This window comes from Bacillus sp. 1A, from assembly GCF_052682215.1.
Genome location: NZ_JBQYLZ010000001.1, coordinates 5570961 through 5583574 on the forward strand (window position 1 = coordinate 5570961; position 12614 = coordinate 5583574).

General features: G+C 32.1%; 14 protein-coding genes and 1 pseudogene. 7 read left to right on the forward strand and 8 right to left on the reverse strand.

What is annotated here, in order from left to right:
* Positions 1-77 precede the first annotated feature (77 nt).
* Both ACUN0F_RS28525 and ACUN0F_RS28530 read left to right on the forward strand, forming a co-directional pair.
* Positions 78-2768, forward strand: a complete 2691-nt coding sequence (locus tag ACUN0F_RS28525) for a response regulator (RefSeq protein ID WP_445540559.1) — start codon at positions 78-80, stop codon at positions 2766-2768.
* A gap of 16 nt (positions 2769-2784) precedes the next feature.
* Positions 2785-3642 (forward strand): CheR family methyltransferase, encoded by an 858-nt coding sequence (locus ACUN0F_RS28530; protein WP_098090772.1) that lies wholly within the window; start codon positions 2785-2787, stop codon positions 3640-3642.
* Between the two features lie 38 nt (positions 3643-3680).
* Here ACUN0F_RS28530 and ACUN0F_RS28535 read toward each other — a convergent pair whose 3' ends face one another.
* From ACUN0F_RS28535 to ACUN0F_RS28555, 5 genes are all read right to left on the reverse strand, one after another.
* Positions 3681-4823 (reverse strand): SpoIIE family protein phosphatase, encoded by a 1143-nt coding sequence (locus tag ACUN0F_RS28535; protein ID WP_445540560.1) that lies wholly within the window; start codon positions 4821-4823, stop codon positions 3681-3683.
* A gap of 328 nt (positions 4824-5151) precedes the next feature.
* Positions 5152-5592, reverse strand: coding sequence for a ferritin-like domain-containing protein (locus ACUN0F_RS28540; protein WP_000017749.1), 441 nt, complete (start codon positions 5590-5592; stop codon positions 5152-5154).
* Positions 5593-5662: 70 nt separating this feature from the next.
* Entirely contained in the window at positions 5663-6439 is a 777-nt protein-coding gene (gene sigB, locus ACUN0F_RS28545; RefSeq protein WP_445540561.1) for an RNA polymerase sigma factor SigB, read from the reverse strand.
* Complete coding sequence (gene rsbW / locus ACUN0F_RS28550; RefSeq protein ID WP_445540562.1) at positions 6402-6884, reverse strand: anti-sigma B factor RsbW; 483 nt, start codon at positions 6882-6884, stop codon at positions 6402-6404. Before rsbW ends, sigB begins: the two co-directional genes overlap by 38 nt.
* Before the next feature lie 6 nt (positions 6885-6890).
* Positions 6891-7229 carry an STAS domain-containing protein gene (locus ACUN0F_RS28555; protein WP_445540563.1) on the reverse strand — a complete coding sequence of 113 codons (339 nt, stop codon included), beginning with the start codon at positions 7227-7229 and terminating at the stop codon, positions 6891-6893.
* A 348-nt stretch (positions 7230-7577) separates the two neighbouring features.
* Between ACUN0F_RS28555 and ACUN0F_RS28560 the strand changes: the two genes are divergently transcribed.
* The gene (locus ACUN0F_RS28560) at positions 7578-7778 is read left to right on the forward strand and encodes a methyltransferase (protein ID WP_264462890.1); all 201 of its coding nucleotides are present in this window, start codon (positions 7578-7580) and stop codon (positions 7776-7778) included.
* Between the two features lie 180 nt (positions 7779-7958).
* On the opposite strand, the gene ACUN0F_RS28565 is transcribed toward ACUN0F_RS28560, so the two are convergent.
* From ACUN0F_RS28565 to ACUN0F_RS28575, 3 genes are all read right to left on the reverse strand, one after another.
* Complete coding sequence (locus ACUN0F_RS28565) at positions 7959-8210, reverse strand: GlsB/YeaQ/YmgE family stress response membrane protein (RefSeq protein WP_046957145.1); 252 nt, start codon at positions 8208-8210, stop codon at positions 7959-7961.
* A gap of 75 nt (positions 8211-8285) precedes the next feature.
* Entirely contained in the window at positions 8286-8486 is a 201-nt protein-coding gene (locus ACUN0F_RS28570; RefSeq protein WP_445540564.1) for a CsbD family protein, read from the reverse strand.
* 50 nt (positions 8487-8536) lie between these two features.
* Complete coding sequence (locus ACUN0F_RS28575) at positions 8537-8926, reverse strand: general stress protein (RefSeq protein ID WP_000448802.1); 390 nt, start codon at positions 8924-8926, stop codon at positions 8537-8539.
* A gap of 192 nt (positions 8927-9118) precedes the next feature.
* On the opposite strand from ACUN0F_RS28575, the pseudogene ACUN0F_RS28580 reads away from it, so the two are divergent.
* The 4 genes and pseudogenes from ACUN0F_RS28580 (at position 9119) to ACUN0F_RS28595 (ending at position 12053) form a co-directional block, all read left to right on the forward strand.
* Positions 9119-9580 (forward strand): annotated as a pseudogene (locus ACUN0F_RS28580) (hypothetical protein).
* A 231-nt stretch (positions 9581-9811) separates the two neighbouring features.
* On the forward strand, positions 9812-10051 hold the full coding sequence (locus ACUN0F_RS28585; protein WP_445540565.1) for a DUF2798 domain-containing protein: 240 nt from the start codon (positions 9812-9814) through the stop codon (positions 10049-10051).
* Positions 10052-10541: 490 nt separating this feature from the next.
* The gene (locus ACUN0F_RS28590; RefSeq protein ID WP_000955509.1) at positions 10542-11072 is read left to right on the forward strand and encodes an RNA polymerase sigma factor SigX; all 531 of its coding nucleotides are present in this window, start codon (positions 10542-10544) and stop codon (positions 11070-11072) included.
* Positions 11073-11075: 3 nt separating this feature from the next.
* Positions 11076-12053 (forward strand): DUF4179 domain-containing protein, encoded by a 978-nt coding sequence (locus ACUN0F_RS28595; RefSeq protein ID WP_445540566.1) that lies wholly within the window; start codon positions 11076-11078, stop codon positions 12051-12053.
* Positions 12054-12614: the final 561 nt, after the last annotated feature.

The following is a 12614-nucleotide window of genomic DNA, read 5'->3' on the forward strand; positions in this document are numbered from 1 at the left end:
AACTGATATAATATATATTACGTTTTTCATTCTTTACAATAGAAAACTTTGAATAACCTTGAAGGTAGGAATTTTTAATGAAATCGAAAGCAAAATTTAGTATTCGCTACAAAATTATGGCTGGTTATTTAGTTATCATTTTGTTCTTACTTATTTCTTTCATTATGCTAAACAATGAGATTTCTAGTTTACAAAAATCTCGTAATTTTATTATTGATCACGATTTTAAAGTTCTTAATTTAACGAATCAAGTGGAGAAAGAATTACTAACAATTGAAAATAAAGCGAAAGGATTTGTCACTTCTAATGATGCAAATTACGTGCAATCTCTTAACGCTGCGGAAAAGGATTACGAAAAACATTATCAAGATCTTTTGGCTCTATTAGAGGATAACCCTTCTCAACAAGAAAAATTAAAACAGATTAATGAAAACATTACTAGTTGGATTAATAAAGAGATTCACCCATTCATTACAAATCACAATAGTAATAACGTACAAGCAATCGACACGACTCAAATTCAATCATTACAATCGCAGCTAACTAACTTCCGTAGTGTAGAGGAGCAACTAACGAAAAAAAGAGCTGCACAATTAGATACTGAAAATAATAAATTAGAGATTTGGTTATACAGTTTATTGTTCTTACTTTCTTGTATTTCTATTATCATTTCACTCTATATTTCGAATTCCATTACAAAAACGATTAAAAATGTAATTCAAGTTATTAAATCCATTTCTTCTAAAGAAAAAATTACGGAAAGAATTCATGTAAACAGCCATGATGAAATAAAAGATCTGGCTTATACAACGAACCACCTACTAGACGAAATATCGAAAAGAGAGTGGTTGCAAACCGAGCTTGCAGAATTAATTTTAATGTATCAAGGTGTATCTTCTATTGAGATGTTAGGTAACAAAATTCTTAGTGGAGTTATACAAAAAACGCAAACTTCTTGCGGTGCATTTTATGTACGTGAAGAAATTGAAGAAACTGTATACTATGTAAAGAAAGCTTCTTTCGCCGATCAAGGTGCTGATATTGGGAAACAATCCATTAAAATGGGTGAAGGTTTCATTGGACAGTCTGCTTTAGAAAAGAAAAGTTTTATTCTCAGGGACATACCTGAAGAATTTCGTTACGTTACTACTGGATTATTAGAAATACGCCCTAAAAACCTACTAGTCGTCCCTATCTTATTTGAAGATGAAGTAATCGCAGTAATGGAATTAGTAAGTGTAACTGAGATTTCAGACTTACATCAAGATTTAATTCAACAAACTGTTGATAATCTAGGTTTAACAATCCATAGTATTATGGGACGTATGCGAATTCAAACTCTTTTACATGAATCACAAGCAATGACAGAAGAGCTGCAAGTTCAATCAGAAGAATTGCAAACGCAAGCTGAAGAACTACAAATGCAAGCTGAAGAATTACGAACAACGAATGAACAACTAGAGTCTAGAACTGAAGAGGCCGAGCAAAAGACAGCTGACTTACAAATTACTAAATCAGAATTAGAGGAAAAAGCAAGTGAGTTATTACGTAGCTCAAAATACAAATCAGAATTTCTAGCAAATATGTCACATGAATTACGCACACCGTTAAATAGTATTTTACTATTATCTGAAATGTTAAAAGAAAATCATGATAATCATTTATCCGATGATGAAATTGAATTAGCAACCGTTATTCATTCATCAGGAAAAGATTTACTTACTTTAATTAATGACATACTAGATTTGTCTAAAGTAGAAGCCGGAAAACTAGATGTGATTTTTGAAGCAACGAACATAAGTGACATGGCAGCAAATATGCATCAAAACTTTTTACATATAGCTGCACAAAAAAATGTTGAATTTATGATTGAAGACAGTGATACGATTCCTGATCTGTTTTATACAGATGCAAAACGGATTGAACAAATTATAAAAAACTTATTATCCAATGCATTTAAATTCACGGAAAAAGGATCTGTTTCTTTACATTTCGATTCGATAGAAACAACCCATTTAAGTGATGAAATGCAGTCTATAAGTAATGATTGGATGACAATTTCAGTAAAAGATACCGGTATTGGTATCGCTACAGAACAGCACCAACTCATTTTCGAAGCCTTTCAACAGGCCGATGGCGCAACGATTCGAAAATATGGTGGTACAGGCTTAGGGTTATCTATTTGTAAAGAGTTTGCTAGATTATTAGGTGGTTGGATTACGTTAGAGAGTCATGTAGGAGAAGGCAGTACTTTCACTGTATATATTCCTAACCTTCCAAATGGATTAACTGATATACAAGTATCCAATTTAGAGGTTGCAGCAACGATAGATGACGTTATTCCTGTTGAAGTGGTTGAGGAAACTATAGTGACTCCAGAAACAGATAACGTCTTCCAAGAGAAAACTATTTTAATTGTCGATGATGATCATCGAAATATATTTGCATTACAAAACGCATTAGAAAAACAACATGCCAACATTATTACTGCACAAAACGGTATAGAGTGTTTAAAAATACTTAAAAACAATACAAATATTGACCTTATCTTAATGGATATTATGATGCCGAATATGGATGGTTATGAAACGATGGAACATATCCGAATGAACTTAAGGTTACATGAAATACCTATTATCGCATTAACTGCGAAAGCAATGCCAAATGATAAAGAGAAATGTTTATCTGCTGGCGCTTCAGATTATATAAGTAAACCATTAAATTTACATCAACTCTATTCGGTAATGAGTGTATGGTTAATAAAATAAGTGAGGTTTAATTTAAGTGGAAAATAAGTATTATAATTTTGATCCATCCGTCGATATGGATAAGCGCACGAACTTAGAAATTGAATTACTATTAGAAGCGGTATTTAAACTATCTGGCTTCGATTTCCGCCAATATGCTCGCACATCTATTTATAGAAGAATTTGTAATCGAATGCAGCTCTCTAATATACCAACCATTTCAAAATTAATTGAAAAAGTAATTCATGAGGAAGGCTTTTTAGAACAGGTATTAAATGATTTCTCCATTAACGTAACTGAAATGTTCCGTAACCCTAACTTTTTTAAAGCGCTAAGAGAGCATGTCATTCCTGAATTAAAAAAGTATCCTGAAATTAGAATTTGGCATGCTGGATGCGCAACCGGTGAAGAAGTATTATCAATGTCTATCTTACTTCACGAAGAAGGATTAAGTGAAAAAGCTGTTATTTACGCAACAGATATGAATACAAATGTGTTAGAAAAAGCAAAACAAGGCATCCTTCCGTTAAATAAAATGCAAACTTATACGAAAAACTATTTACAAGCTGGCGGTACACAAGCATTTTCTAACTACTATTCAACAGATAATCGTTTTGCTTATTTTAATCCATCTCTTTTACAAAACATTATCTTTGCGCAACATAATTTAGTAACTGATCAATCTTTTAACGAATTTCATATTATACTTTGCCGTAACGTTTTAATTTACTTTACAGGTAAACTTCAAAACCAAGTACAGCAACTATTTTATGAAAGTTTAGGCCACAATGGATTCCTATGTTTAGGAAATAAAGAAACTCTTCGTTTTTCAAATATAATGCCGCATTATATCCAGTTTAATCCGAACGAACAAATCTATCAAAAAATACAATAAAAGCGTATGAAATCCTCTGTTTGGATTTCATACGCTTTTTATTTCGCATTCGTTTGTATCATAATTAGGCACATATCATCTGATTGTGTTTTCTTCTGTTCTTCCTTATAAAACCCTTCTATCTCTTCTTCTAAATCTCCCCATTTTCTTTCTGTAAAAGCACGTAATTTCTCTTCAGACTCAAATTCATCATTTGCAATTGCTTCAAGAACACCATCTGTAAACAATACGATTTGAGCGTTCTTCTCAAAAGGTATAACTGTCTTTTTAACTTTTATTTCATCAAAAAATCCTACCGCGCAACTCCCGCGATTTAGTTCCACTACATTCGCTTCATCGACTAAAACGTATCCAGAAGGATGTCCTGCATTTACATATTCAATTGTTCTCTTTTCTGTATCCACTACTAAGTATATCGCTGTAAAATAATATGGAATATTGTCATTCTCATTATGTAAAAGAGTCATATATTTATTTAAGTCTTTAATGACGAGTTCTGGATCGATTAAACATTTAATCGTTTCACGTAATACAGACGAAATAAACATACAAACTAATGAAGCAGATATACCATGTCCCATCACATCCAATAATATAATACCGTAGCGGTTTTCATCGATTTTATACCAATAATACATATCTCCAGCTAGTTTGAATGAAGGTAAATAGCTTGCTTCAATTTTTATATGATCTTCTCTTAATGGGCTACTTAATAAGTTTCTTTGTACTTGTGTAGCTAAATCCAACTCATTACGAAGGTTTTCTTCTTGTTCTTTATGCCAATTTAATTCCGATTTCAAGCGTAATGCTACACGCATACGCGCTAACAATTCAACTTTATTTATCGGTTTCGTAATATAATCCATTGCGCCTATATCAAGCGCTTCAGCTAATTTATTCGCATCTTCTAAAGCTGTTACAAAAATAATAGGAATATCTTTACACTTCTCCTCTTTTTGTAATCGCCTACAAACTTCAAGTCCGTCAATTTCAGGCATCATAATATCTAATAGTATTAAATCAATTTCATTATGCCTGGAAGAATCTTTTCCAAATTGAATGTATTCGAAAAGCTCTTGTGCAGAATTAAGCGATACAAGATCCTGATATCCGGCTTGTTTTAAAATTTTTTCAATTACAAAGATGTTAACCGGATTATCATCGACAATTAAAATGGACACAAGTTATTTCCCCTTTTCTTATATAAAATGTAAATCTATGATCATTTTCTATTTTTCTAGTATTACATACTCAGTTACAAAATGAAAATTTCCTACTCAAACATATTTTTTATACAGCAAAAGAACAAACCCCCTAGAAATGAGAGTTTGTTCTTTCACTCTATAAAGTGAAACTTTAATCAGTGGGGGTTTTCTTCATCCCCCACTGATTATTAGTTGAACCAATCGGACTTTTATGGGCAGTTAATCCCCCACCTAAATTCTTTGCTTTCGCTGCATTTTGAGGTGGGGGTCTTACTGCCCATTAAAGCGGGATAAATTTCCACTTTTAATTTAACACCATTGCTTTATCACTTAAAAGACGATCTAACTCTTCCATATGATTTGTTTCATCTGCGATCATATCTTCTAACTTTACAACTAACTCTGTCATATTTAACTTCGCTGCCTGTTCTTTTCTCAGTTCATAACGCTTAATTGTTTCATATTCTGACTTCCTAGCTTCTTCTAACATTTCTCTAACATCTTCTACTTGTTTCACTGGTAAAGGAATCGTAGTAGGTGTACCACCTAACGTCTTAATTTTCTCCGCTAAATATAGGGCATGTCCTTGTTCATCACTAATTTCAGATTCAAAGAAAGGTTTTAACACTTGTCTATATATACCAGAAACTGTAGCTGCATTATGGTTATACATAATAATTGCCGAGTATTCTCCTGCTAAATCTTCATTCAATCCTTCGATTAGTTCTTTCACATCGTGTGACATTTTTATATCTCCTCCTATACTTAATAACTACCCCTTTTCTCATGTTTTAAACATAATTCTGTAAAATTTTTTATGTATCTAAAAACGCCGCTTGCTTCAATTTACTTATCGCTTGTCTTTTAATACGAGAAACGTGCATTTGTGAAATACCTAATCGTTCCCCTGTATCCTTTTGATTTAAATTTTCACCAAATATATAATGAATAACACTCTTTTCCGTATCATTTAATACGTTAAAAATATCCTTTAAAACGAGACGTCTTTCTGTCTCTTCATATCCTTGCTCTACTTCACCTACAGATTCAATTCTCGCTACCGAACTGCCATCAGATGAATTTTCAACTACATCATCTAAGGAAGATACTCGATAATTATTTTTCGCATCCATAATTTCTAGCACTTCCTCTTCGGGTAGTCCTAAATGATCCGCAATCTCTATAATCTTCGGTGAACGCTGCAAATGATCTGTTAGCTCCTCTATCGCAAGTTTAATTTTCCCGCCTAAATCTTTCATTCGCCTTGGAACATGAATACCCCAAGTTTTATCACGTAAATACTTCTTTATTTCACCTACTATCGTAGGTATTGCAAAAGGCTCAAAAGCATTCCCTATCGAATAATCATACCTTCTTATTGCGCCTAAGAGCCCTAACATTCCTACTTGTATAATATCCTCATGCATCGGCCCACCTTTTGAATAACGATATGCAATGGAATGTACGAGATTTTTATAGTGATTAACTAATCTTTCCTGCGCCTCATCACATTGGTTTTGTTGGAATTCTGCAATTAGTTTAATAACGTCTTCTTTAGTAAGATTTGTAGGTTGAGATTGGATTTCCATCATTCTCCACCTGCTCTCTTTGTATATATTTTGTCATTAAAACTGTCATGCCCTCATCATGCATAATTTGTATATCATCCATTAACGTATTGATTAAATATAAACCTAAACCATTTTCCGGCAAATGTTCTACTGGTTTATTAATATCATACGGACCAACTTTCCTTTTTAAGGTGCTAAAATCAAAGCTAACCCCATTATCCGCAACCATAATTTCTAATCGATCTTCATATAAACCAAAGACAATTGTAATTTCTCCAACATCTTCTTTGTATGCATGTTGTACAATGTTTGTACATGCTTCACTAATAGCAATTTTCATATCTTCTATATCGTCATAAGCAAAGCCCATTCGATTCGCAACACCAGCCATTGTTAAACGAATAATAGCTACATATTCTGCTTTTGCAGGAATTTTCATTTCTATCTTTTCAAAATTCTCCATCATCCCTAGTCACCTTCTTTCTACTTTTTCAAAATCGGCATTCAAATTTAATATTTCAGTTAGTCCTGTAATATCGAATAATCTTTTTAACCTTTTAGATACACCAATAAACTCTAGCTTTCCATCATTTTTCTTAATTGCTTTTAATAAAGCTATAAACACGCCTAAACCCGTACTATCCATATACTCTACCTTAGTAAAATCTACTATAATATAAACCTCTTTCTCGCTTGCAATAGACATCATCTTATTTTTTAAATCTGATGCCGTATACGCATCAATCTCACCATTAAGTTGTACCGTATAACCTACATCATTTTGTAAAATATTTATTGCCAAATTCATCATTTCCGCCCCCTTATCTCAAACTACTACTATGTTAATTACCCATAAAAATTAATTTTAAACATATTTTTTTATTTTTATTATAAATAAAGTGAAACTTTAATCAGTGGGGGTTTTCTTCATCCCCCACTGATTATTAGTTGAACCAATCGGACTTTTATGGGCAGTTGATCCCCCACCTAACTTCTTTGCTTTGCTGAATTTTAAGGTGGGGGTCTTACTGCCCGTTAAAGCGGGATAAATTTTCTACACCTTTCTCGGCTTAACACTTAAAAAATATTATCAAATGTTTAAAACTTATAATTTTGTGTATGTATAATGTATAAACATTATTTTTAGGGGGATCTATCTATGGAAGAGCACAACTTTAAAAAAGGAGATTTTGTTCAATTTTCTTATCGACACGATCATGCTACAAAATTAGTTGGTTCCGTTATTAACATACTAACGAATACAATTGTAGTGGATATCGATAATAGCGAAGACTTATCTCATATAGAACCAAGGCAGGTCGTAAAAATAAATAATTGTGAAAAGGTAACAATGGTTTAATACATAATAGAAAGTGTAATTTTAATGAGTGGGGGCCTTCATCCCCCGCTCATTCCTATGAAGATTACATTAAAAAAGCATCCAAATTAGTTTAATTGGATGCTTTTTTATGTATATTTATCAGTTTATTAACTTTATAGCTGTATATAATAAACTTAAGATTACTATTCATTATCATACTTACGCTTTCCGCAGCATTCTAGAAAAGAATGTAACGATTAAAATAAAGACGATTGCACCTAATAACGCTGGAAGAATAAAAATGCCTCCCCATTCAGGACCCCAATGACCAAATAACGCACTACCTACCCAAGATCCGATTAAACCGGCAATAATATTACCAACTACACCTAAAGGAAAGTCTTTTCCTGTAATCATTCCAGCTAACGCACCAATAAGTCCACCTACAATACACGTAATAATAAGTCCCACAATTAAACCTCCTATATTCGTTTTATATTGGATTTATCAAGCTTTGGTATGTAACCAAAGCTTGATAAACATGTATTATTCTTTATTATCCAACCCATCACTTATCTTTTGTTTCACTTTTCCGACTTTTTCTTTTATCGTTCCTTTTGTCTTCTCCCACTTCCCTTCATTTTTCAACTCTGTATCTTCTGTAATTTCACCAATTCCTTCTTTTACTTCGCCCTTTTTCTTTTCAACCTTACCAGTAATTTGTTCTTTTAGCCCGCTCTCACTCATATTTCTAATCTCCTTTTCGTAATAGATTTATAGATTTAAAGGATACAAATTTAAATAGAATACATGCATCTTCTTTCTTGTAACCATTCACCGACTCTTTCTAAATCTTTAACGAATAACAAGATCTTCCCTTCATCTAGCTTTTCTTCGTAGAAGTTTGCTTCTTCCTCATTAAGCCCTAACTCCTGCATCTTATTTCTTAACTGATCTCCCGTTTTTTGAAAGACGTTAATAATGCTTGTCCCAAGTCCTTCCTCTTTTATTCCAATTGTATTCACGTCTGCATTGTCTGCGATTCTATCTGTCCTATCTTTCTCATGTGTTAATACGTAAATATCTTTTTGGTCTATCCCTTTCTTCACTAGATCATTCGCCGCATTCATGACCTCTTTCTCCGTAATAAATTCATATACAAAAGGTTTACTATACTTCGTTTCCATCTTTAACTTCCTCCTTTAAAATGAATTATTTGTTATATTATATGTAATACACCCATTTTCGAAATGTTAAACATAAAATATGAAAAAAGTTATATGAATTTTTTCTATCCCAAAACTAGTACAATAAACCCACTTACAATAACTACCTGAATTAACGGAAAATTTTTATAATTAAATATAAGGAGAGATACTATGAAAAAAATCATATCTATATGCGCTCTAACCGCTCTATCTTTCACTTTAATTGGTTGTACAAGCACCTCAGCTACAGATAAAGCTTCACAAGCTAAGCAAGAACATACACAAAATATCTTTCAATTAAACTCTGCAAATATTACAGACATTGAAATACTTAGCACAATAAATAACAACGTTTCAAAATCTCAAACAGGCAACGAAGAAATGATACAATCAATCGTTTCAGCAGTTCAAAAAGGCACTCCTAAGTAAATCACACTAGATCAAAAAAAGAGAGAATCTGTACATTCTATTATTACCGTTACATATAAAGATGACGCAAAAGAAGAATTTCTTGTTTGGGTTGATAATAAGGAGCAACTTACGATTGCTAAAGATGAGAAGAAAGATAAGGTAGAAAGTGTGATAGTGAATATTAAAGACGCTAAAATGATGAAAGATTTCTTTAAAATGTAAAAAGGATCTCCTTTAAGGGGATCCTTTCTCTCTTCATACAGCCTATCGAGTTCTGCTCCTTAGCATTCAAAGTAAAACTATTAATTATAACGTTTATTTACGCTGTAGTTATATACCTATTGTTGCTATTGCAGCAAAGTAAACCAAACTGGACAACCTAGATTTCAAACTGTAAGATTAGATGTTGGTGAAATCGGGCAGCAAAGCATATATAGAAAATAGGTGTTAATTTTGAAAATCAATAAAAAATTCGAACCAATAATTTTTAATATCTTTATGATTTTAGGTATATCTAGTATTATCTCTTTCGTCATGGTTTCAATGAATGTTGGATATACAGCTTTATTTCTCCAATCATGGATAAAAACATGGGCAATTGCTTTCGTACTTGCATTTTTAGCTTCTAAATTACTACCCTTTGTAGTGAAAAGGATAATGAAAATATTCACATTTGTTGAGAAAGATGCTTAAAAATAAAGCGATACACTATGCCAATTCATTCCAATTAAAAGAGATTATTATCACAAAAACTTAACCTAGTAAAATATTTCAACTCAAAGGAAGGTACCTGAAAAGTTGTCTTTTCTTTATAGGTTAAAAAAGCCCGCCTATTTCCGTAGGCGGGTTTTATCTTTATTACACAATATGAAAGTATACTCTCTTTTTCACTGAAATTTTATGTAATTATACATATTTATGAAAATGGAAGAAGTATAATTGTACGTTTAGATACAATTTGGCAACAAACTACTGTTTTCTTATACATGAATAGACAACTACTGCAAGAGTTATAGTTTTTATGTTTTCATTTCCTTTTTTGCATTTATCTTTTAATCAGATGAATGCTTTTTTGGTACATAATAAAAAATATAAAAAAATAACTAGAAAAACTGTCACAAAATCCGTTTTTCTGGTTTCTCTATAATACAGGTATCAAATTGAAAGTGAGGTTTAAACTAATATGTTAACTATAGAAAATGAAGAAAGTCATGCTTCTCATATGACCTTTGAAGATTTATTTAAGCAGTACTATGCTTATGCTGTGAAACAGATTATATGGATTGTTAAAGATCAATCTATCGCTGAAGAGTTAGCACAAGAAGTATTTTTACAATTATATCGTAGCGATTGGAAAGGGATTGAAAACATACCTGGATGGTTGATTAAATCTTCTACTTATGTAGCTTATAACCATTTTCGATCTGAAAAAAGGCAGCAAGCGAAGATTGATAAAGAAATACAATACCATGAAGTACAAAATGTTTCATCATTAGACGATGATTGGATAAGAAAAGAAGAAATTACAAAGGTCCAAACGATATTAAATAAAATGAATGATCGAGAACGAACCCTTTTACTAATGAAATTCTCTGGTTTTCAATATAAAGAAATTGCAGAAATACTTCAAATTGAAATATCTTCTATTGGAACATTATTGGTTCGAGCCAAAATGAAATTTCGCAAGATTTATAAACAAATAGAGGAGGCATAACAAATGAAATGTTATGATATCGGATTTATTCAAACATATATTGATGGCGAACTTTCTCATGATATAAGAAAGGAATTCACAAAGCACCTAGATACGTGTGAAGCATGCCAAGATTTAGTAGTGGAAATCAGTAAATTAAATCAATGGGAAAACGTAATGCTAGATGAAGAATGTGCAAATTCACCACAAGAAATCAAAATTGATATAGAACAAGCATGGAAAACATTTGAAAGTCGTTCCAAGTTGGAGAATGTTTCTAATATAAATCACAAAAAACAACAGAAGAAAGGACTCTTTACAAACATGAGTAAAAAATCAAAACGTATCATGTATACCGCAGTAGCTGCAGCAACAATTTTTACAACAGCAATGATTCCACAAGTACAAGTGGCGGCTACAAATGTTGCTTTGTATTTTTCGAATGAAGTTTCAAATGATAAGGTTGTAAACGAGGGTATGAAGGATGAAAATGGTGTCACGCAAGACATGATGAAAAATGGCCAGTACATTCCGATTGATGAAAAAATTACAGACCAAGGTGTGACAGTACATTTCAAGGAATTCTATATTGCAGATTCACGTATATCTGTTCATTATAGAATTGAAAAAGCGGATGGAAGTTTAGTACCATTTGAATTTGATACAAATGGATTAAATTTAAAAAACGAAGGCAAGAAAAATGGACAACAAGAAGAGAATCCAGAGTATCATGAGAAAGATGGAACCTTTTCACAATTATCATTTGTTCAAGGAGAAAATGGATTACCATTCAAACTAAAAGCAGCTGGGGAAGAATTAGAACATGTAGGTGTTCGTGATAAAGATCGACCAGAAAGTGTCCTTACATTTGTGGAAGGTCCTGAGGGGAAAGGTTCCTTCAAGCAGCCACTTACATTAGATGTAAATATAAATAAAATTGGAAAGGTAGCTGGATCTTGGAAGGGACAAATTCAAATTGATTCTTCCAAGTTGAAAAAGTAAGACAAATTGAATTGAGAAAAAGAATAGAACAATATGTATGTAATTCTCAGTTTATATGTTTTCTTATTTTCGTTACATTTATTTCTTATATAGTTTTTACTCTGTCTTTTATTTATGATTTAAGACTATTATAAGAAAAAGCCCTCTAAAAGTAGAGAAATAAATAACCGGTTTCTTAACGTATAAGAAACCGGTTATTTTTTATCTAAAAAGCGTTTTAAAGTGCAATTTCCTAAAAAAGAAAAGACACCATAAGGTGCCTTCCTCTGACTTGAACCATCTTAATTTTAATAATATGTATTGGACTCCCATCCAACTATTATTTTACCATGTTAAGTTATTTTGTTTATTGAGAAATACAATAATTTATTTATGCTGGTCGTCTGTATGAGGTCCTTTTGTAGTCCATGCAGCGATTAACAAAAGAACAATAGCAGTGATGACACCCAAAAGTCCTTGCTTAAGCCACATAGATAATGCGGTATTCCCTCTAGCTCTTTTTCGATTTCTTCAGGATTCATTTAATCTACGAGTTTATAATTACTGTTAGCATCATAATAG